The following is a 20,684-nucleotide window of genomic DNA, read 5'->3' as shown; positions in this document are numbered from 1 at the left end:
TCGCTCAGAGAAAAATAGGTGACCGGATATATGGGTACAAACCAACTATATAGGGGGATTTATCTTGTTTAAAAAAATAGGTCCAGCTGTTAGGAGATTAAAAATAAGGAAATGGAAATTACTTGCAATAGTCATTGTGCTCATTTTGGCTGGTACAGGAGTTACAACCTTCAGGGGAAAGCAGGAAAAGGCAATCGAAACTGCTGCTCCAAATAAAGTTTATGTCAAAGTCAGCGCGGCAGAGAATGTTATTAAGCAAGCATTCGTTTCATATAAGGCATCATTAGAAGCCTCTGAAGAAGGTATTGTAAGTGGCAAGGTCGGTGGTAAGGTAGTTCAAGTGATGTTTGAAAATGGTCAATATGTAACCCAAGGGGACCCACTGATTAAATTGGATGATCAGGAGATTAAAAACCATATAGCTTCTTCTCAGGCCAAGCTGAAAGCCTCAGAAAGTCAGGTAAAATCTTCTGAGAGCCAATTAGTTTCTTCACAAACCGGATTGCAGAAAATGCAGCTGAGTGTAGACAATGCAGTGCGTACCTATGATAGAACGAAAGAGCTTTTTGACGGCGGGGCTATTTCCAAGGTTGAATTGGAAAGTGCTGAAACAATGGTAAGTAATGCTAAAGGCGACCTTGAATCGGCAAAAGCCAATATCGAAACAGCACAAGCCAGTATTAAAACAGCACAAGCAAATGTGACTGCAGCACAGGTCGATTTAAAAATTCTTACAAATTCGCTGGCGGATACGACTATTACTGCGCCCCTTACTGGGATCATAGATGAGAAAAGTGTGAGTCTAGGACAATATGCCAACATAGGAGCTGCCTTAGGAAAGGTTAAGACTATATCACCGATCTACGCGGTAATTGAAGTAGACCAAAACGATATAAGTTCTCTTAAAGTAGGACAGAGTGCCAAAGTCAAAGTTGGAAGTACTGATATCAAAGACTATGACGGAATTATAAAAAGTATTGAAGCCTCTGCCGATGCTACTTCAAGAGTTTTTAGATGCAAAGTTGAGGTTGCTAATCTCGGTCAGACACTGAAACCGGGCATTTATGCCAACGTGGATATTGTAGGTGACCAGACATCAGAGGTGATTGCTGTGACAACAGATGCCTTGAGCGGAAATCCAGGAAATTATACAGTGTTTGTGAATGATCAAGGGTTTGCTCGTAAACGCATGGTCAGTATTGGGCAAATCACAAAAGGCTTAGTGGAGATCAAAGACGGCGTAAAGAATGGTGACAGTGTCATCATTACCAATGTCAATACACTGCAGGATGGCGATGCGGTTTCAGTGGTAACGGAATAGGAGGACAAGATTAATGTTTTTAACAGATATCAGCCTGAAAAGGCCTGTATTTGCCACTGTCATCATTATTGCTATGCTGGCAGTGGGTGCTATGAGCTATATAGGATTACCCATTAACGAAAACCCTGAGATCGAGATTCCTTATATAGCGGTTGCCATTTCCTTGCCGGGAACTTCAGCAGAACAGATTGAATCAAAGGTGACAAAAAGAGTCGAGGAATCTGTCGGACAAATTTCGGGAGTGAAACACATTACCTCCAGCATTTCGGAAGGGGTTTCCCAGACCGTCATTGAGTTTAAATCCGGAACAGAAGTCAATGTGGCAGCCCAAGATATCAAAGACAAACTAAGCGGTATTCGGGGTACTTTGCCCCAGGATATCGAGGAACCCATTATTCAAAAATTTGACTTTGCGGCAACACCCATTATATCCTTCGTGGTCACCAGCCCTCTTTCCAATAAGGACCTATCGCAAGTAGTCGAAGATGACATCACCAAAAAGCTAAATACGGTGAAAGGGGTTGGATCGGTTACCACCTATGGTTCGCAAGTCAGGGAAATACATATCAAACTCGATAAAGAAAAAATGGCGTCCCTTAATGTGACCACTGCACAAATCACCCAGAGCCTGCAAAGTGACAACCTAGATAGGTCCAGTGGAAAAGTTTCCAACAATGATAAAGAAGTTTCCCTCAGAACGAATGGTACGGTCAAAGAAGTTAATGATTTCTTGAATATTTTAGTCGCCAATCGTAACGGGACTGAACTTAGAATTAAAGATATTGCTCAAGTGGAGGATACTATTAAGGATCGGGACAGTTTATCTTATTATAAGGGTGCAGAATCGATTGGTATTGATATCGTTAAACAATCCGGAGAAAATACCACCCAAGTAGCGGATGATCTTAAAGCAAAAATTGCAACGATTCAAACCTCACTGCCTAAAGATGTGAAACTAGATATTGTCAATGACAATTCCCAGGTCATACGGGCCTCCGTGGCTGAAGTTCAGAAAACCTTGTTGGAAGGTTGTATTCTGGCGGTTCTCGTGGTTTTCCTCTTCCTGCGGAATGGGGGAAGCACGGCCATCAGTGCAATTTCACTGCCTACCTCGATTATCACTACCTTTGCCGCTATGAAACTGATGAATTTTTCACTCAACACCATGTCCTTAATGGGTCTCTCCTTATCGGTTGGATTGCTGATTGATGATGCAATTGTCGTCGTTGAGAACATTGTACGTCACTTAAACATGGGTAAATCTCCCATTCAAGCAGCGAAAGACGGGACGAGTGAGATTGGACTGGCTGTGACGGCTACCACCTTTACCATAGTTGCTGTCTTTCTCCCCATTACCATGGTTGATGGATTGATCGGGGCCTACTTCAAGGAATTTGGTCTAACGGTTGCTGTCAGCGTCTTGATTTCTTTATTTGTATCCTTTACATTAGTTCCGTTGATGGCATCTAAATATATAAAAAGGGAAAACGAGGAATTAGATAAAAAACACGGTCCCCTGAGGAAATTCTTAATATGGTTCAATCACTTGTTTGTTAAACTTGCCAGAGTCTATACAAGACTTCTCAGGGTAACCTTGAAACACAGGACTAAAACCATAGGTATTGCCACGGCAATGTTCTTCGGCAGTTTGCTCCTTCTTAACTTCATTAATATTAGTTTTTTAGATTCCTCAGACAACGGAAAGATCACAATAGCAGCGACGACAGATGGAGGGACAACCTTGGATAGCGCTGCAGAAACAACCAAAAGAATGGAAAGTATTCTTAGTAAGTATCCTGGAGTAGTGTACCTGTATTCCACTGTCACACCCAGCAACATTAACATTAGCGTGCAGCTTCCAGACAAGAATGCCAGAAAAGAGACCTTAAGTGAAGCAGCCAATAAAATGAGAGAGAGTTTAATTCAGATTCCGGGAATTAGCTTTTCTATGACGATTGGTTCAACTTTGGGGGAAGTATGGGCCACTGAAATTCATTTTACTGGCGACGATTTTAATCAGCTTTTAGACTATTCGATGCAAGCCGAGAAAGTTTTAAAGAAAATTCCCGGGGCTGTTGACGTAAGTATAAGCTATAAAACTGGAAAAGCAGAAGCAATAATTGAAGTAGATAGGGATAAGGCCGCTGATTTAGGGGTGAGTCCCTTGGTCGTAGCCAATACCTTGGGAACACTCTTTAATGGTTCTATCGTAACCCAGTATGAAACAGAAAAAGATCGTTTTGACGTTAAAGTGTTGCTCCAGGATGATCAGAGGAAGGACTTTGACAGCTTAAAAGGAATTTATGTGCCCGGTTCAAATAACAGTATGGTTCCTCTCGATCAGGTTACCAAGCAAGTTTTCGCCATGGGCTCTACGACCATTAGTAGGTATGATAAAGCTCGAGAGATTGTAGTGACGGCCAATGCCTCCGGAGTTTCGGCAACTCAGTTGAATACTCAGTTTAACACAGCCTTGAAAAATGACACGAAGATGCCCGCCGGAGTAAGCCAAGTCAGCGGAGGAGATCAGGAAATGATGGCAGAAGCTATCCCTGGCTTAATGCAGGCACTTTTGATGGGAATTCTGTTCATTTACTTGGTTCTTGCCGCTCTGTTTGAAAGTTTTATTGATCCCTTTGCGATTGTCTTGGCTTTGCCCTTCGGCATCATTGGAGCCCTGTTGGCCCTGTTTCTTAGCGGCAGCAATTTAAGTATGATGGCCATGATTGGTATTATTATGTTGATGGGACTGGTCACCAAAAATGCGATTTTATTAGTTGACTATGCTAAGCAAAAGCTGTCCGAGGGAGAGGAGCGAAATGAAGCGCTGCTACAGGCGTCTTCGACACGACTTAGGCCTATCCTTATGACGACGTTAGCGATGGTATTCGGTATGATTCCCACAGCGCTTTCCACAGGGTTAGGCTCGGAAGGACGAGCGCCTATGGCTTATGCCATTATTGGCGGCTTAATTACGTCAACTTTTTTAACACTCATCGTTGTACCTGTCATCTATACGCTGTTGGACGATGCCAAAGGGTTTTTTCACAAGAAACCGAGCAGTTGAATTTTATAGATACCACTATAGAAAATGCTTGACATAGTGTTAACTACAGATGTTAGACTAGGACATGAGGTTGATCAATAGACTGTAGATAATGAGAACAAGCTTGTCCTCAGCATTTGAAGATACGGAGCACTTAAAAGATGTTTCTGCGGCATTTGATGTGACTCCTCAGTTTCCAACCAGAAAGGAAAAATAGAAGCAAGTCATCAGCAAGCCCAGCCGGATAGTTGGAAACCGTGACGGACGAAGAATACACCAGGTTAAAATAATTTGGTGGAGATAGTTTACGAAGCAATGAAGGCAACACTATAGACATCACGTCAGAAGCGAGGGATTCTCATTAAAGCTAAAAAGTTATGGATTATTGGATTATTTTTGATTGCTGCCTTTTCCCTAAGTCCAAAAATAGAAATAAACTCAGTAACTCCCCCTGATGAGACGCTTCAGGCTACTGATATAAATGAAGCAATTCCGTTATTAGGGCTTTCTTTGTCCTCAGCTTCTGATGCAACCGATGTACTGAAGTCGAGTCAAAATAATGTTCGATTTGCGGTTATTAGTGATATTCATATTCTTTCAAGCGAAACGGCTCCAATGAAGTTTCGAACGGCCTTGGAAGATCTCTTTATGAATCAACAACCGCCTCTGGATTTAGTAGTATTAAATGGCGACCTTGGAGACGGTACACCTGAAGACTATCTGACCCTTAGCCAAATACTTCGTTCTGTTCGGACGAATACGAGTAAGACAACTCCGCTGGTGGCCACCATTGGAAATCACGAATTTTACAAAGCCTATCATGATCCAAACAGTAACGCTTGGAATGCCGATACCTTCCCAAATCAAGATACGGATCCTCTTACAGTTCAGCGTTTTTTAGACTTTGCCGGGAGAAATAAGGTATACACTGATCACTATATTAACGGTTATCATTTCATATTTCTTGGCTCCGAAAAGTCGAGAATGTCTGATCTTAATATCGGTGATGCTGCCTATCTTTCGGAAACACAATTAACATGGTTGAAATCAAAAATCTCAGAGAACCTTACACCGGGAAAACCTGTGTTTGTCTTTTTGCACCAACCCATATTTTCCTCTAATAGTACGGCACAAAGAAAATACAATTTAGTGGTCCAACAGGAAGAACTCGCGGGAATCCTTCAATCGGTACCAGACGTCGTCCTCTTCGTCGGTCATTTACACATCAAGTTAGGTTCTCCTGATTCTGTTGTGAAAGACACATTTACAATGTTTAATGATGCCTCTGCGAGTCGAGTACGCCAAGCCCCAGAGGCCAGTCAGGGTTTAATTGTTGATGTTAAAGATGGTTCTGTAAATGTACAAGGACGTGACTTCCTAAAACACGAATGGCTACCCGAGGTTGAGTATCAAATAAACTTTTCAAAGTAACCGAAAAGCCAACTACGGTTTGATCTGATCGAAATGAATTAAGCATTCTTGAATTTAAAAATTTAGATACTTGACTTGGAGTTAACTCCAAGTCTTATACTAACAATGCAAAAAACATTTAGGGAGGTTCTATGATGTTTAACTTTGATTTTTACAATCCAACACGTATTTTATTTGGTAAGAACAGACTTGAGGGCATTGATAAGTATGTTCCAGCCGATGCTGCTGTCTTAATAACCTATGGAGGTGGAAGTGCCAGAAAGAGTGGCCTTATCGACAAAGTTAAAACTGTACTTGGGAACAGGAAAGTTTATGAATTCGGCGGTATAGAGCCGAATCCTCGCTACGAAACTTTAGTAAAAGCTGTAGAAATTGTACGCAGTGAAAATATTGATTTTATACTTGCTGTTGGCGGAGGCTCTGTTATCGATGGGACTAAATTCATAACACTTGCTTCTTATTACAAGGGAGATTCGCGTGATTTATTGAAATTTGGCTTTATGCCAATTCCTTTGGAAGTAGTCAGTAAAGTTGTTCCATTCGGCACGGTGCTAACGTTACCTGCTACCGGGTCTGAAATGAATAGCGGAGCTGTAATCAGTTATGAACACGGGAAATTTCCAGTTATGTGCGAGTTAGCATTCCCGAAGTTCTCAATATTAGATCCGACCCTTACGTTTACACTTCCCAAGATTCAGGTTGCCAATGGAGTGATTGACGCCTTTGTGCATACAACTGAGCAATATCTAACATATCCTGTGGATGCCAAGGTACAGGATCGAATGGCTGAGGGTATTTTACAAACATTGATTGAAATAGGTGAAACGACAGTTGCTGAATCCGAAAATCATGAGGCACGTGCTAATCTTGTTTGGAGTGCTACTCTTGCGTTGAATGGGTTAATCGGTGCGGGGGTTCCACAGGATTGGACGACTCATATGATCGGACATGAACTTACCGCATTACTTGGCATTGATCATGGACAGACTTTAGCGATTGTATTGCCATCATTACTAGAGGTAAGACGCGAACAAAAACGCGCTAAACTTCTGCAATATGCAGAACGTGTATGGCATATAAAGAGTGGCAGGGATGAGGAAAAGGTAGACTTGGCCATTCAGAAAACCAGAGAATTCTTTGAAAGCCTTGGTGTTAAAACTCGTCTGTCTCAATATGGCGTTGGCGCTGATAAAATACCAGTTATTGTTGAACAGCTAAAGGCTCATGGGATGACAACACTCTCGGAAACTCAGGATCTTACCTTGGATATAAGCCAAAAGATTCTTGAAGGATCATTGTAATTTGGAACGAGATGATTGACATGAACCATTAAAATGGATAATATTCAAATCAACTTTAGGATGGTACAGTGATTAAAGCATAATATCCAACAACTAAAGAGGCCTGCAAGGTTGGCAGTTCAAATTCGGTAGAGTACTGTTCCTTGCGGGCTTTTTTACGTGGTTTGTTCACCTTGCGGTTGAGGTCACCTCGGAAAAGGGCCCTACAGAATGGCTGGAACCCGTGTCTGATGAAGATTACAATAAACAGAAATAAGATGGAGGGGACAGATATGGATAAAAAATTTGGTTTTGGATGTATGAGGCTGCCACTGCTGGATAAAGATGATCAGACATCCTTCGATACCGAAACTTTCAACAAAATGGTGGATACATTTTTGGAAAAAGGCTTCACTTACTTTGACACGGCTTATGTCTATCATGGCTATCGGTCTGAAGAGGCGGTGAGAGAGTCTCTTGTAAAGCGACATCATAGGGACAAATTCAAACTGGCAACCAAACTGCCTATGAGAGACTTTCAGTCTGGGGAGGATATGGAACGAATTTTCAATGAGCAGCTGGAAAAATGCGGCGTTGATTATTTCGATTACTACCTGCTTCATAACATGGGTGTTAACGCCTATAAGAAGGCCTGTGAGTTCGACAGCTTTGGATTTGGTCTGCGGAAAAGACAGGAGGGCAAAATTAAAAACTTCGGCATATCCTTCCATGATACACCGGAGCTATTGGACGAGATTCTGTCCGCCCATCCAGAGTTGGACTTTGTTCAGCTGCAGATCAATTATATCGACTGGGAAAACCCCGGAATCCAATCCAGAAGATGTTACGAGGTGGCCAGAAAGCACGGAAAGCCAATTATTGTTATGGAACCCTGTAAGGGCGGCAACCTTGCTCTTGTCCCGGAAAAAGCGGAACAGCTGATGAAGGAATATAATCCGGCGGCGTCTGTCCCCTCCTGGGCCATCCGGTTCGCCGCCAATCAGGAGGGCGTGGTAATGGTGCTTAGCGGTATGAATACCATGGAGCAGCTGCTCGACAATACGTCCTACATGGCGGACTTCAAGCCCTTGGTCAAGGAAGAATACAAAATCATCGAGCGGGTCATCGATATCATCAATGAAAACACGGCCATTCCCTGCACAACCTGCAGATACTGTGAGAAAGACTGCCCCAAGAACATCGCGATCCCTGATTACTTTGCACTCTATAACAGCGCAAAGCGTGCGGTGACCAGCAATCTTTCAAGCCAGTTCGTTTACTATATGAACCTTACCGCCAACCACGGCAAGGCTGGCGACTGTATCGGCTGCAAGCAGTGTGAAAGCGCCTGCCCGCAGCATCTGAAGATCACGGAACTGTTAAAGGATGTTTCCGCCATATTTGATGTGACACCCGCATTCCCGACGAAGAAATAAGAGGTAAGTTATGAGAATCAGTGAACTGCAGAAGTAATAGCAAGGAAAATATAGGAATTAACGCAGTGAGGGCAATATCAAGAAACTTTGCCCGAATGGAACCGATCTCTAGCAATTTTATTTGGTAAAAAGGAGGGGAAGAGAATGAACATTGCAGTAGTAAGTAAAAAATTTGATCTTTCCCAGGATACCCTGCGCTATTATGAAAGAGTCGGTATGATTCCGCCTGTCAACCGCACCCCGAGCGGAATTAGAGATTACACCGAGGAGAACTGCAAATGGGTGGAGCTTGCCAAATGTATGCGTAGTGCCGGCCTTCCGGTAGAAGTGATGATTGAATATTTGAAGCTGACGCAGCAGGGCGATGAGACGATCCCTGCCCGGCGTGAACTCCTCCTTGAGCAGCGTGAACAGCTTTTGGCGCAGAAAGCGGCTATCGAAAGCACGCTGGATCGTCTGAACTTCAAGATCGAGCGGTATGAAATAGCCATGGAAACAGGTGTACTGTCGTGGGATCGTGAAGAGGTATAATACACATATTTTCGCAAGTTAGAGGAGATTGTGAATTGTGCTTTTTTACTAAAGAAGAAAGAAGCCGCGCAGCAAGCGGCTTCTCACGCTGTTTATTTATGCAAAACACCTTTTCCGCATTAGGCAAACCCAGGCTCTAGGCGGGGTTGGGTGGTTAGATCCAAAATGACTTGAAACCAGCGAGAGGATTTTATGGTTCCCGTAGTATGCCTTCCCGGGTTTGAGATGAAGATTATCGATAAAAACACAGGGGTTAACTCCATCGTTAATTTTCGTGATGGGGAAGCTGTTGGCTGGAGGAGTCGGTGGATTTCTCCCAGAGCAGGCAATAAACTGATGCGTATCTTCAAAGAGTACGGAGCCGGACAGCTTACCTCCTTAAATTCGGATCCGGATCCGAATTTGAACTACAGCCAGGCACTGAAGGAGGAACGCGGACCTCCAGAAAACAGTGGAAGATCAAAGCGGTATCATCACCGATCCTAACCCATTAGTTGGCAAAAACGTAGAATCGGTAACTTGAACGGCGCTTACGGAGTCAGGCGAAAATAAGTAATGCGGAGGTATTCAATTATGCAAAGAAGATTCAAAGTTATCCTCGAAAAAAAATGAAAGTGGCGGCTTCACTGTTACCGTCCCTGAACTTCCAGGTTGCGTTACCCAGGGATGTGATCGAAAAGAGGCTCTTGAGCATGTACAGGAAGCAATAGCAGGTTTTCTCGAAGCCTTAGTGATCGAAGGTCTGGCGATTCCTTCCTCAACTAAAGCTACTATATAATAGGACGAATTAAACAAATCATTAAGTTTTATGTACTACATTGAATATCGCAATTCTAAAACTATTTTCGCATGACCCAATTCTAGCCCAAAAGTGCTTTGTAGAATAAAAGGCCCTATCGCTAAGAGAAGCGTCGAATTACCCCTTCTAAATCAACCGAACGGTTGATTTTTTTGCTTTACGCTCAGCGTAACCCTGATGCCGCAACCTGTCGATATATCGGGACCGCACTTCCATGCATTCTTAGCTAACGGAAGGCTCAGCTCACTAAGTTAATAACGCAATGGAATATGCAACTAATATTTAGTTGCATATTTTGATCTTTGATAATATATTAAAGATAAGAGGTGCACGATGAGCAAAAGAGATAAACTTATAGACAGATTGCTTAAGAGACCTATCGACTTTGAATATGATGAAGCAAGAAGTTTGTTAGCAAAATTCGGTTACAAAGAAGAGAACAGGGGGCGTACTTCGGGGTCGAGGGTTGCTTTCGTCCACTGGCAGGACATATTATAAGACTCCATAGACCGCATCCGGGAAATATATTGAAGAAATATCAAATCGAGCAGTTGATTGAAGAGTTGAAAAATCAGGGAGTGATTTGATTATGAAAAATGTGATGATATACAAAGATTATATTGGTTCAGTGCATTACAGCACAGAAGATGAGATTTTCTATGGCAAGATTGAAGGCATAAATGATTCAATCAGTTATGAAGGCAGTAGTGTCAGCGAACTAAAGTCAGCATTTGAAGAAGCGGTTGAGGATTATCTTGAACTGTGCAATTTGAACGGTAAAGAACCGGAAAAGATGTATAAAGGTAGCTTTAATGTAAGGATACCCCCTGAGCTTCATAAACAAGCAGCACAAAGGGCCTTGATAGAGGGAAAATCATTGAATCAGTATGTTGAAGAAGCCATAGAACAGTATTCAGTAAAAGAACAAAAATGAAGAAGAACTGTTGACGCATTTAGTTTACCGAGGATTCTCGCGTTCAGCTATTAAACCCCACAGCGGCCACCTAGTCGTATTCTCCCTACGGAACAGAAGAGTTCGTTGATGACGGAAAATATTAACACTTCGCCATATTTAAAGGGGGATAAGTCTGAAAGGAATTTCTGGCATGACGTTTAAATGCGATTATTTCTCAGTGGAGCAAGCTGTGTCGGAAAAACAACTATTGAACAGCGTTTGGAGAAGTGGACGCACAAGGGCAGTCCATTTCACTCTAATTCTATGGTTGACTTCGGGGAATATGTCCATTCGAGCAACAGCAACTATTCTTTTAGGTGAAAAAAAGACGGGTTGTTATCCCGTCATCTTACGGTATCTTGCCAAGGTCGTATCTCTATAAAACAAGTGAATAAGCTCATTGGTTCAAAGGTTTCAGAATATAATATTCTCTGCTCGGATGCATGGAGGTCTTATTCAATGTTTGCTCGGCAGAAGGGCTTAGACCATTACAGCATAAAGTCTACTGAAGCACAGGGTGAAAAGGGCAAAATATTCATATCATAACCCACTTCGTCAAGTAAAAGAAAATCATAAAGTTTATCTCTGTCTACTTTATCGCGATTGTCCCGACTTGGATTACCAGAACAATGCCTTTAGAATAAAATCGGATGACGAACTAAAAAAACTGCTTTATGGGATAGAACAGCGTTACTACACAACGCCAGTAGGCAACGAAAGAAGATGTGCTAACTCGATCAATTCGACTATTGGATGAAGTGCAGGTGAGCAACGGATCAACCGGGCTGTATCATGGCTGCTGAAACCGTATTGAAGAAAAGGGAATACATACGGACACAAGTCGTCCGATTGCAGGGAATTATCAGAACGATAGCGAATACCAAAGAGTGAGAATTTTCATATCAACGACAAGCAGCCGGAAATCATCAAAGTACAGACCGAATGGCATTCATCGAATGGTCATGTATTATTACGATTCGTACTCGACAAGAATAACGGAAGGGTGCTTATTATGGAATCCGATGGGGGCAGGGACAGGAGAATCGGCAAAACCAGAAAGGCGATAAAGCGCGCTTTGGCAAAGCTGATGATTGATAAAAACCTTGAAAAGATCAACGTTTCTGAACTGTGTAACATCGCAGACATTAGCCGCAGAACTTTTTATCTTCACTATTCCTCAGTTGAAGCAGTGTTCAAGGAGATCGAAGACGATATTTTTTCCGGATATTACAACCTCCAATGCCGATATAACCAGAACGGAAAGTACGACATGCAGGGCATTTATAGTGCGCTTGTACGGGGTATCACGAATGACCTGGCCTATTATCGTGATCTTGCCAAAGGGAAAGGGTCTGCTGAACTCTTTATACGATTGTACAGCTCTTTTCGGAGTATCAGGCTTGACTTCATTACGAATAATGAACAAAGTACGATGTACCATGTTCAAACTTTTCTCAACGCAGGATTAATTGCCACTATATTTGAGTGGCTTTGTTCTGATTCACCAATTACTATCCAGGAACTTGGCGATTGTATCCAGCGGATTTGCCTTGCCGGTCACAAGGAATTTGATTTCTGAGGTTCGTGCTTAATCCGAGCTCATATTTAAATGTAAGAACGAAAATTGCGGAAATTGCCGCGTGTGACCCGAACTCTGTGTAAATCTCAAGTGCAAATTCCATGAAACTACGAATACTCCCCGGGAGCAGAAACGTTAAGACGGCTGCTCCTTTTTGATTTGCCTGATCCGGAAAACCTCAACCTATTTCCGTTTTCATGAGCGACCTCAAATATGATAAACAAAAATTAATGGATATTTCACAATTTAGGTTAAAAGTGTTACTTAATTCTCAGTTTCGTTTTTTTTGGAAATTGAATATATTTTTAAATATTATATGATTTAAATCACAGCAACAAGTTATTTACCGGGATACTTGTTTCTCCGCTGCATTCCGGTTAGATGCAGCGACTTGAGGGAAGCTTTAACGAAAGAAGGACTTACTGTGACGAATGCTAAAAAACTTAGAACGATTCTTACCAATGGTTTTCAGGTAATCCCCGGCGGGTACGACGCTTTCTCCATGGCTCTCGTAGAAACTGTCGGCTTCAAGGCCGGGTATCTGGGAGGATACTCGTTGGCGGCAAGTATAACCCGTACCCCGGACTGGGGATTCATCACCCAGACGGAGATGATTAATGCGGCGATCAACAGCGTCAATGCTGTCAATATGCCCATCATTTGCGATATAGACCAGGGATTCGGCGCGCTGAGCAATTTTGCCCGCACGATTCACGCCTACGAAAATGCCGGTGTCGCCGGAGTTCATTTCGAGGATCAGTTTTTCCCCAAAAAATGCGGGATGATGCCCGGCAGAACGGTTATCCCTCTTGAAGAAAACGTCAGGAAGATCAAAGCCGCCTTGGAAATCCGAAACGACCCTGACTTTGTCCTTATCACCCGGACGGACTCCCAGGCGACGGAAGGGCTGGACGGCGTTCTGCGCAGATTTGACGCCTACCTGAAAGCCGGTGCCGACTATGGCATCTATTTTGAAGCACAGAGCGAAGAAGAATTACGGATCGTTGCCAAAGAATTCCCTGGCAGGATTATCGCTTTTATCGCGGATATCCCACACCCCGCGCATCCGCTTCCTTTCGGCCACTTGCCTTTTGCCGTCTATGAGGAGATGGGCTATGCCGGAGTAATCAATTGCGCCGCGGCCTTTGGGGCAGCGCATAAGGCTGTTAAAGCCCTGTACCAGACCATGATGGACAGCGGACAGCTTACCCTGGCGTATTTTCAGGAACACTGCTGCACGTATTTTGAAAATAACGAGATTTCCAGGATTAACGACTGGGAGGCCCTGCGCCAAAAGTACGATATGCTCTGATTTTGAAGGAGAATTATGGAGGAGAATTATGGAAACATTTGATAGGAAAAAGTTATACAATAAATTAATCCGGTTTATTATTCCGTTACCGTTTCTTCTTTATTTCTTTAACGGCTTGGATCGGACAAATATCGGTTATGCAGCGCTGACGATGAACAAAGAACTGGGAATCTCCTCCGTTGATTTCGGTATTGTTACTTCGGTATTCTTCATTACTTATCTGATATTCCAAGTGCCCACCAATATGCTTTTGGAGAGAATCGGGGCGCGCAAAGTTATACCGACCATCGTTATTGGCTGGGGACTGGCTACGCTGCTGACCTTTTTTGCGCAGAATTTAACCCAGCTTATCGTTTTCCGGGTTTTACTGGGCATGTTTGAATCCGGTTTCTTCGTCGGCATCATCTACTGGCTTACACTCTGGTTTCCACGCAGTGAACGCGGCAGGGTCACAGCAATATTTACGCTGTCCTTATCCGTTGCCAATATTATTGGGCCCCCGGTAGCCGGTTATATTATTCAATATATCAACTTTGGCGGTATCTCCGGATGGAGATGGCTATTCATTATCGAAGGGATTCTGCCAATGATCTTGGGTGTCATCGCCTGGTTCGTGATGAGAGATAACCCGGATCAGGCCAAATGGCTGTCAGTGGAAGAAAAAAATGTAATTCGTGCGGACTTGGAAGAAGAAAAAGCCAACAATCTGGCCAATAAAGAGCCGGTTAGCTGGAAAAAAACTGTAACCAATGCAACGCTTTGGAAATTAGCGGCTATTTACGGTATTATTAATGTTGCCGTCCAAGCTGCCAGCATTTGGATGCCGACGCTGATCAAAGATATTGCGGCCTTTCTTTCGCCTTCGCTGATTGGCTTTGTCATGGTGCTCCCCATGATTATCTCCGTGATTTGTATGTATTGGGTGGGCAAACACTCCGATAAAATCGGGGAACGAAAATGGCATATAGCCCTTCCCATGTTTGTTTTGGCCTTCTCCTTCCTGTTGATTTGCCTCCCGGTTAACAGTCTTGCGCTCAAGATGCTGGCCTTAATGCTTTTTGGTGCCTCGGTCATGAGTTATTACGGCCCGTTTTGGGCCTTGCCGTCGGAGTTGCTTTCGGTAGAGGGCGTTGCGATATCCATTGCCGTTATTAACTGTTGCAACGCCATCGGCTCAATTTGCGGAAACATGTTAACCGGCATCCTGATGGGCAGGTTCGGCAGTACAGGTGTATTCGTCTTCTTCTCCATTATAGCTGCTGTTGCCGGCCTCATCGTTTTAACTCTTGATTTAAAAAAGCATTCTCCAGAGTTTTCGAAGCAATTATCCCCTAACGGCCTGTCACCTGAACAATAGAAGTTAAGGCCATCCCTAACAGCTATCCGGCCCGTTACCATTGAACCAACTGTAACGGGCCGGTTTTTTTTTGTTACAGAGGTAACATGTTACAAATAGTATTTTTAGTATATGGTAAAATAAGGTATTATTTTGGGTGATAAATTGTTATCGTAACCCCAGATTCTTTAATTGGACTTTAAATGAAAAGACGGAAGTATAAAATGGAAGTTGGTTGGGGAGCGAGCAAAGCGGGAGGGGTATAATGCGCTCATTATTAGTTGGTGTCGTCGCAGGCGAAAATAAGTAATGCGGAGGTATTCAATTATGCAAAGAAGATTTAAAGTTATCCTCGAAAAAAATGAAAGTGGCGGCTTCACTGTTACCGTCCCTGAACTTCCGGGTTGCGTTACCCAGGGACGTGATCGAAATGAGGCTCTTGAGCATGTACAGGAAGCAATAGAAGGTTTTCTCGAAGCCTTAGTGATCGAAGGTCTGCCGATTCCTTCCTCAACTATTGTGGAAATGGATGAAGTGCAGGTGAGCTACTAATTATGCCTAGGCTACCGAGAGTTGAGGGGAAAAATGTTGTAGCTGCGCTTAAGAGAGCGGACTTTAGAGTTTCACACATTCGAGGAAGTCACCACTACTTACGTCGTTCGCTTCGTATTCCCCGCGGCAGGGACTGGTACTTCCGCAATTTGTCGAACCTATTAAGAACACCAGCTTCAGTGCCGTCTATATCGGATCGTCAAATATCTCAGAGTCAGCCATGACGAGAAGTTACCCTGGAGTGCATTATTCCCTGTGAGGCTGAAACGGAAAGTTTTTGTATTCCAGCTGTGTGCTGTAGATAGAACCGGAGAGAGTTTCAGTGGAGCGGATAATAAATAGGGGAGCGAAACTAAGGGAATCTTAGGCTTCGCTCCTTTTTCACGTAGAATTGTCTGAGCTGAGGAAATCAACCCTAGCTTCGCAAAATCCTTATTACTGCTTCTAATGCACCTTTCCTTTGGAGCAAACTGATTATATCGAAAGAAGGTTTAGTTAATTGGTCTTAATCAATTCCGAGACACCCACTTCTTTAAGTGGGTGTTCCGATTTCTACTTCGGTGGGGGTAGAATCCCCTACCGAAGCACCGATGTTCAGCTTTAGCTGAACGAGTTCACTAACCGAAGGCCTTACCTTGCCTCATTTATTAAGTAATAATTTTCATCATTAGCTACACCAAGTCTCTAAAGGAGGAAATGCACCTGAAACCCATCGTCTTTATCGATACCGAAATTGAACCGAAAAGTGGAAAAATACTTGATATCGGCGGTATCAAGGGCGTTGGCAGTTCATTTCACTCCAATTCGATGGTTGACTTCGTCAAGTTTCTCTATAGGTCGGAATATGTTTGCGGTCACAATATTTTTAATCATGATTTGAAGTACATTCGCAATGTATTCATTTATGCTGGCCTTGATGATACAAATATAATTGATACGTTGTTTCTTTCTCCGCTTCTTTTCCCAGCCAAACCTTATCATAAGCTGCTCAAGGACGATAAGCTGCAAACAGAAGACACCAACAATCCGCTGAATGATTCCATCAAAGCCAAAGACCTTTTCTTTGATGAAGATTGCAGCCTTTCAGCAGGCAGATGATGGTGTGAAAACTGTGATCTTGCCAAGATAATCGTAGAATATACCATCGAACTGTCCTACTGCCTAGTTGTTCAATGCCGATAACCGATATTCCATTACCCCTCCCTGGGTTTTGATCTTTCCCACCGGTGGCGGGAATTCCATTACCTTTCAAGTGCCAGCTTTAATGTTTACTTTTAAGATCAGTAGCAGGCAATTCATCTAATGTTCTTACATGTAAGTTTTTCGTAACCTTTCTTAAATTTTTTGTAAAGAACTTACTCTTAATACTTGATATTGTAGAAAGAAACTCTGGAAATTTATTCTTCTTATTGGCAGCGGAGAAGCTGCCAATAAGAATGCTATCTGCGCTGATGTTAACGGGGCTTTTCTGCCCCAAAACATATCATGTTAGCTGTCGAGCCATGTATGTTCTCAGGTGGCTCAAGTTAGGTTTATTGCAACAGGGTGTGCTTTTAACCTGCGTGGACATCCCGCAGGACGATCTGCTTCTGGCTTTGATCTTTAACGAGGCGAAGGTGGGGCAGTCGGGCGGACAGCTGGGCGTCAGTCTGCTGGTCCTGGATAAAGAACTGAACATTATCGGGGACTCTACCAGCGGGATGCCCTTAAGTCCTTGTTACTCAGCACAAACTTTGCAGGCAAACGCTTATACAATCACCTTTGGATGTACGGATCACACCAAGTGGCTTAGCGAATCCGATAAAGTCGTACCTGTCGATATCCGGAAGGTTAAAGCGGTGTATGACAACGGTACCGAGGTTCTGTCCCCGGTGCAGAATAACAGTTATATCTGCTGGGCCAAGGGAACACCCGACCTGGTGGGACTGTATTTTTATAATGCCGACAATGAGCTTCAGGCCGATCATACGGAAATTTGGGGACCGGGTCTTGGCGTGTACGGTGTGGAGAATTACACTGTTAGTCCCGAAAATGTCGTGAAGGGTTATCTGAAAGCGAAAGAGAATAATGATTATGAGGCTTGGAAGGCCGCCTTATGGCCTGCTCTAAAAAAACGATCAAAACTTTACGCCCACATTTGAAAAACCCGGCGATCTTGGTGTTTTAAGCCTGAGCATGGAGAGGGTGGCGGTTTCAGAGGAAGAAACCGAGCGCATCAAAGCGAGGTACACCGGAAGTGAGCTTGCGCAAAGTTACAACTGGTCCTACGAATACATAGCGGAAAATATGATCGTGGTTTCCGCCCAATATACAGTAGATTACGACAATACCAAAGTTCCTTACCAGGAAGGGGCTTTGAGCCAGGATTTTATTCTGATCAGAGAGTACACGGGTTCCGGTTCCTCGTGGCTTATTTGGGATGGGGCCAGCCCGAAATGAGCTGCAAAGCGTGGTTTTCCTCACAATAACTCTGATTGGAATCAACATGATGCAATATGTGGAGCAGGGCAGGGAAGGGAAAGGAGCAAAAAGATCGTCAGAGCGACCCTTGTCTTATCGTCATATCATAAGGAAAACTCTTCAGAAGGAATCGTTTAGGTTTATGAAATGAATTGAGCCCCGCAGTAGAAAATAATCGAATTCTTTAGGACATAAAATCAAAAACGGAGTGAAGATATTGGCTAAAAAAAGGGACAAAAAGAAAAAACTTAAAAGGGTTTTTATAATCCTAGCACTGCTGATTGCAGGGCTCCTTGTCGGGAGGGCGGCATTTGCCGGTTTTTATTTCGGAGAGGAAGGATTATTCGGTGATAGACAAACAGATGGCAGTGCTGATTTGAATAACCGGGTCAGCTTTCTTTTGATCGGGACGGATAAAAGGCCGGGGGAAAGTTCTTACAATGCGGACTCGATCATTGTGGCCAGCCTTGATCCGAAGACCAAACTCATTTCCCTGCTGTCCATTCCCAGAGATACTCGGGTAACCTTGTCGGGATCAAAAAGCTATTATAAAATCAACGCCGTTCCGATGTTAAAAGGGATCCCGGAGCTGGAAAAACAGGTTACCGGGCTGACCGGCATCAAGCTGAACGGCTATGTATTGACGAATTTCGCCGGGTTCAAGGATATTATCGATACCTTGGGCGGGATCACCATTGACGTGGAAAAAGACATGCAGCACGTGACCGGGGACAAAGAGGACGGCTATATCAACCTGAAGGCCGGGGTGCAGGAATTAGATGGCTCAAAGGCCCTGCAGTATGCCCGCTACCGTGACAACACAACGGCCGACATCGGAAGAACCGTCAGACAGCAGAAAGTACTGACAACGGCAGGCAAAAAAATGCTTGAACCCGCCACAATTCTTAAACTGCCCAAGCTTGTCCCGCAGTTAATGAAAACAGTGGAAACGGACTTGTCTTTGAAAGATCTCCTAACACTTGCCGGGGCGGCAAAATCATTTGACGACGCCACAATCGTAACCCAAACACTGCCCGGAGACGCGATTATGCTGGACGGGTTAAGCTATTGGGAAGTAAACCGGGATAAAGCGAAAGAGGTGGCCGGTAATCTTCTCCTGGGCCAAACTGCCGATGATATCTGGGACAACTCGGTGCTGGCCTCCTTGGATCCGGAAGTGAAAACCCGTCTTGCTGCTCCGGCAAGGGAAGAGGCTATCGACATCCCCGAAATACCGGGAGTTATTGCCCCAGAAGAGGGAGCGACACCCGTGACAACCATCCAAACCGAACAGTATGCGGGGACGGTCACCTGGTCGCCTGTCGATGCCATCTTTTTCGCAGGTCAGGAATATACGGCGACGATTACCCTCCTTCCCAAAGCAGGGTATACCTTAAAAGGCGTCGCTGCGGACTTCTTTACCGCACCGGGAGCATCCACCACCCGGAATGCTGCAGGATCAGGGGTAATTACGGCCGTGTTCCCGGTGTCGCCGTCTGAGCCGGCACAACCGACAGAACCGTTTGAGCCAACAGAGTCAACAGAGCCAACAGAACCGGCGACAACAATCGGCCTTTCGAAAATCAGGGGGGTTATACCGCCTGAATCGGAGGTGTCACCTGTAACAACGATCAGCGAAACGGAGCAATATACCGGGACGATCACCTGGTCGCCTGCCGACGACCCCTTTGTCGAAGGCCGGGACTACACGGCAACTATCACGCTGGTCCCTAAAGAAGGATATACCTTGGCAGGGATTGGCGAGAATTATTTTACAGTGCCGGGCGCAGCAGCGGCAAACGCTGCCGGATCGGGAGTCGTAACAGCGGTATTTCCGCAAGAAGATGAAGATTTAACCGGCACCGAATAACTTTAAACAATGGATCTTACCAAAAACGGTGAGGGTGAACTTTTGGTTTCAGACCGTACCCGTCAGATACTGGCGGTCCATTAAGTTTGAACGCAAAAAGTCCCCTTCGCCTCTCGCATGACGGAAATCTCAGAGCGGATCTCCAAGTCCTAGAATTTAAACTCCCAGTAGGTGGCGTGTACGGTAATTATACGAAAAATAATTGAGATATCCAGTAAAATCTGAGGGGGGCACATTAGCCCCTCTTTTGGTATGGTTAATATTTTTCGTCCGAAGGATTGCCGCCAAAATCATGTTTGATAAATTGATTTTTAGTAATGAGAAAATCTATAGCGTCAGGTCAGCAGCTTTTTAATCGTCATAATTATAAGGAAAAGGATTCCAAAAAGATATTAAGTTGGAAGTCAATCTTAATTATACGAGGAGTTGAGCACATGAAAAAACGGTTTTGCCTGATGCTTGCGTTTATAGCAGTAAGTCTGTTGGCTTTGGACCAGGAAATTGCAAAGCATGGACTGGTACGGCAAGCCCGTTCCGCGGCAATGGGACTGTGACTTTTCGCCCGAGGCTGACCAAATGGAAATATATTATATGAACAGCGCCACCTATGACTATATGGATGAGATATTTATGGAAGATGGCACTTATGAGTCCAAGATTCAAGCATTCTATGCCGAGTGCAAGGTCAACGGTACGTTAATCTGGAGCGGAGCGAATCCCGACAAGTAGTTTAAAGAAGCCATGCGCATACGCGGTCGATTACGTTTTGCCTTAAG

General features: G+C 44.0%; 20 protein-coding genes and 2 pseudogenes. 21 read left to right on the top strand and 1 reads right to left on the bottom strand.

Annotated elements, in window-relative coordinates:
* The first annotated feature begins 64 nt into the window (after positions 1 to 64).
* The 6 genes from BUB11_RS17945 (at position 65) to BUB11_RS17915 (ending at position 9,045) form a co-directional block, all read left to right on the top strand.
* Entirely contained in the window at positions 65 to 1,321 is a 1,257-nt protein-coding gene (locus BUB11_RS17945; RefSeq protein WP_073031126.1) for an efflux RND transporter periplasmic adaptor subunit, read from the top strand.
* A gap of 13 nt (positions 1,322 to 1,334) precedes the next feature.
* Positions 1,335 to 4,388, top strand: a complete 3,054-nt coding sequence (locus BUB11_RS17940; RefSeq protein WP_073031125.1) for an efflux RND transporter permease subunit — start codon at positions 1,335 to 1,337, stop codon at positions 4,386 to 4,388.
* A gap of 375 nt (positions 4,389 to 4,763) precedes the next feature.
* On the top strand, positions 4,764 to 5,798 hold the full coding sequence (locus tag BUB11_RS17935) for a metallophosphoesterase family protein (protein WP_242947599.1): 1,035 nt from the start codon (positions 4,764 to 4,766) through the stop codon (positions 5,796 to 5,798).
* A 134-nt stretch (positions 5,799 to 5,932) separates the two neighbouring features.
* Positions 5,933 to 7,099, top strand: coding sequence for an iron-containing alcohol dehydrogenase (locus BUB11_RS17930; RefSeq protein ID WP_073031123.1), 1,167 nt, complete (start codon positions 5,933 to 5,935; stop codon positions 7,097 to 7,099).
* A gap of 272 nt (positions 7,100 to 7,371) precedes the next feature.
* On the top strand, positions 7,372 to 8,514 hold the full coding sequence (locus BUB11_RS17920; protein ID WP_073031122.1) for an aldo/keto reductase: 1,143 nt from the start codon (positions 7,372 to 7,374) through the stop codon (positions 8,512 to 8,514).
* A gap of 144 nt (positions 8,515 to 8,658) precedes the next feature.
* Positions 8,659 to 9,045, top strand: a complete 387-nt coding sequence (locus BUB11_RS17915) for a MerR family transcriptional regulator (RefSeq protein WP_073031121.1) — start codon at positions 8,659 to 8,661, stop codon at positions 9,043 to 9,045.
* A gap of 96 nt (positions 9,046 to 9,141) precedes the next feature.
* Here the strand turns inward: BUB11_RS17915 and BUB11_RS28375 are convergent.
* Positions 9,142 to 9,237: pseudogene (locus BUB11_RS28375) on the bottom strand (class I SAM-dependent methyltransferase); the annotation flags it as partial.
* Here BUB11_RS28375 and BUB11_RS28370 point away from each other — a divergent pair.
* From BUB11_RS28370 to BUB11_RS27625, 15 genes and pseudogenes are all read left to right on the top strand, one after another.
* Positions 9,238 to 9,531: a DUF3102 domain-containing protein gene (locus tag BUB11_RS28370; RefSeq protein ID WP_242947598.1), complete on the top strand. Its 294-nt coding sequence runs from the start codon at positions 9,238 to 9,240 to the stop codon at positions 9,529 to 9,531.
* Positions 9,532 to 9,610: 79 nt separating this feature from the next.
* On the top strand, positions 9,611 to 9,823 hold the full coding sequence (locus tag BUB11_RS17905) for a type II toxin-antitoxin system HicB family antitoxin (RefSeq protein ID WP_242947603.1): 213 nt from the start codon (positions 9,611 to 9,613) through the stop codon (positions 9,821 to 9,823).
* A gap of 354 nt (positions 9,824 to 10,177) precedes the next feature.
* Positions 10,178 to 10,342 (top strand): hypothetical protein, encoded by a 165-nt coding sequence (locus tag BUB11_RS28365; RefSeq protein WP_242947597.1) that lies wholly within the window; start codon positions 10,178 to 10,180, stop codon positions 10,340 to 10,342.
* Positions 10,343 to 10,433: 91 nt separating this feature from the next.
* A complete protein-coding gene (locus tag BUB11_RS17895) occupies positions 10,434 to 10,778 on the top strand; it encodes a type II toxin-antitoxin system HicB family antitoxin (protein ID WP_073031120.1) in 345 nt (114 codons plus the stop codon).
* Positions 10,779 to 10,950: 172 nt separating this feature from the next.
* Positions 10,951 to 11,181: a hypothetical protein gene (locus BUB11_RS27870; protein WP_200797945.1), complete on the top strand. Its 231-nt coding sequence runs from the start codon at positions 10,951 to 10,953 to the stop codon at positions 11,179 to 11,181.
* Positions 11,154 to 11,327, top strand: a pseudogene (locus BUB11_RS27135) (IS1595-like element ISDess1 family transposase); the annotation flags it as partial. The gene BUB11_RS27870 and the pseudogene BUB11_RS27135, both read left to right, overlap by 28 nt.
* 484 nt (positions 11,328 to 11,811) lie before the next feature.
* The gene (locus BUB11_RS17885) at positions 11,812 to 12,378 is read left to right on the top strand and encodes a TetR/AcrR family transcriptional regulator (RefSeq protein ID WP_073031118.1); all 567 of its coding nucleotides are present in this window, start codon (positions 11,812 to 11,814) and stop codon (positions 12,376 to 12,378) included.
* Positions 12,379 to 12,802: 424 nt separating this feature from the next.
* Entirely contained in the window at positions 12,803 to 13,690 is an 888-nt protein-coding gene (locus BUB11_RS17880) for an isocitrate lyase/PEP mutase family protein (RefSeq protein WP_073031117.1), read from the top strand.
* A 28-nt stretch (positions 13,691 to 13,718) separates the two neighbouring features.
* Positions 13,719 to 15,047 (top strand): MFS transporter, encoded by a 1,329-nt coding sequence (locus tag BUB11_RS17875; protein WP_073031116.1) that lies wholly within the window; start codon positions 13,719 to 13,721, stop codon positions 15,045 to 15,047.
* A gap of 306 nt (positions 15,048 to 15,353) precedes the next feature.
* Positions 15,354 to 15,578 carry a type II toxin-antitoxin system HicB family antitoxin gene (locus BUB11_RS17870; RefSeq protein WP_073031115.1) on the top strand — a complete coding sequence of 75 codons (225 nt, stop codon included), beginning with the start codon at positions 15,354 to 15,356 and terminating at the stop codon, positions 15,576 to 15,578.
* A 696-nt stretch (positions 15,579 to 16,274) separates the two neighbouring features.
* Entirely contained in the window at positions 16,275 to 16,676 is a 402-nt protein-coding gene (locus tag BUB11_RS17860) for a PolC-type DNA polymerase III domain-containing protein (RefSeq protein ID WP_073031113.1), read from the top strand.
* A gap of 518 nt (positions 16,677 to 17,194) precedes the next feature.
* Positions 17,195 to 17,719, top strand: a complete 525-nt coding sequence (locus tag BUB11_RS17855) for a hypothetical protein (protein ID WP_143187649.1) — start codon at positions 17,195 to 17,197, stop codon at positions 17,717 to 17,719.
* 34 nt (positions 17,720 to 17,753) lie between these two features.
* Positions 17,754 to 18,017 carry a hypothetical protein gene (locus BUB11_RS17850; RefSeq protein WP_073031111.1) on the top strand — a complete coding sequence of 88 codons (264 nt, stop codon included), beginning with the start codon at positions 17,754 to 17,756 and terminating at the stop codon, positions 18,015 to 18,017.
* 238 nt (positions 18,018 to 18,255) lie between these two features.
* Positions 18,256 to 19,908 carry an LCP family protein gene (locus BUB11_RS17845; protein ID WP_084110381.1) on the top strand — a complete coding sequence of 551 codons (1,653 nt, stop codon included), beginning with the start codon at positions 18,256 to 18,258 and terminating at the stop codon, positions 19,906 to 19,908.
* A gap of 576 nt (positions 19,909 to 20,484) precedes the next feature.
* Positions 20,485 to 20,637 (top strand): hypothetical protein, encoded by a 153-nt coding sequence (locus tag BUB11_RS27625; protein WP_159436953.1) that lies wholly within the window; start codon positions 20,485 to 20,487, stop codon positions 20,635 to 20,637.
* Positions 20,638 to 20,684 lie beyond the last annotated feature (47 nt).

This window comes from Desulfosporosinus lacus DSM 15449 (assembly GCF_900129935.1).
GTDB classification, from domain to species: Bacteria; Bacillota; Desulfitobacteriia; order Desulfitobacteriales; family Desulfitobacteriaceae; genus Desulfosporosinus; species Desulfosporosinus lacus.
Note: the sequence above shows the minus strand (reverse complement) of the source record. Positions and strands in the feature narration are given on the sequence as shown.

Excerpts from the sequence above, each read along its gene's own strand:
- BUB11_RS17875 (WP_073031116.1), top strand. The coding sequence starts at position 13,719 with ATGGAAACATTTGATAGGAAAAAGTTATACAATAAATTAATCCGGTTT.
- BUB11_RS17930 (WP_073031123.1), top strand. The coding sequence starts at position 5,933 with ATGTTTAACTTTGATTTTTACAATCCAACACGTATTTTATTTGGTAAG.
- BUB11_RS28365 (WP_242947597.1), top strand. The coding sequence starts at position 10,178 with ATGAGCAAAAGAGATAAACTTATAGACAGATTGCTTAAGAGACCTATC.
- BUB11_RS17870 (WP_073031115.1), top strand. The coding sequence starts at position 15,354 with ATGCAAAGAAGATTTAAAGTTATCCTCGAAAAAAATGAAAGTGGCGGC.
- BUB11_RS17915 (WP_073031121.1), top strand. The coding sequence starts at position 8,659 with ATGAACATTGCAGTAGTAAGTAAAAAATTTGATCTTTCCCAGGATACC.
- BUB11_RS17920 (WP_073031122.1), top strand. The coding sequence starts at position 7,372 with ATGGATAAAAAATTTGGTTTTGGATGTATGAGGCTGCCACTGCTGGAT.
- BUB11_RS17885 (WP_073031118.1), top strand. The coding sequence starts at position 11,812 with ATGGAATCCGATGGGGGCAGGGACAGGAGAATCGGCAAAACCAGAAAG.
- BUB11_RS17850 (WP_073031111.1), top strand. The coding sequence starts at position 17,754 with ATGGAGAGGGTGGCGGTTTCAGAGGAAGAAACCGAGCGCATCAAAGCG.
- BUB11_RS27625 (WP_159436953.1), top strand. The coding sequence starts at position 20,485 with ATGGAAATATATTATATGAACAGCGCCACCTATGACTATATGGATGAG.
- BUB11_RS17860 (WP_073031113.1), top strand. The coding sequence starts at position 16,275 with ATGCACCTGAAACCCATCGTCTTTATCGATACCGAAATTGAACCGAAA.
- BUB11_RS17895 (WP_073031120.1), top strand. The coding sequence starts at position 10,434 with ATGAAAAATGTGATGATATACAAAGATTATATTGGTTCAGTGCATTAC.
- BUB11_RS17940 (WP_073031125.1), top strand. The coding sequence starts at position 1,335 with ATGTTTTTAACAGATATCAGCCTGAAAAGGCCTGTATTTGCCACTGTC.
- BUB11_RS27870 (WP_200797945.1), top strand. The coding sequence starts at position 10,951 with ATGACGTTTAAATGCGATTATTTCTCAGTGGAGCAAGCTGTGTCGGAA.
- BUB11_RS28370 (WP_242947598.1), top strand. The coding sequence starts at position 9,238 with ATGGTTCCCGTAGTATGCCTTCCCGGGTTTGAGATGAAGATTATCGAT.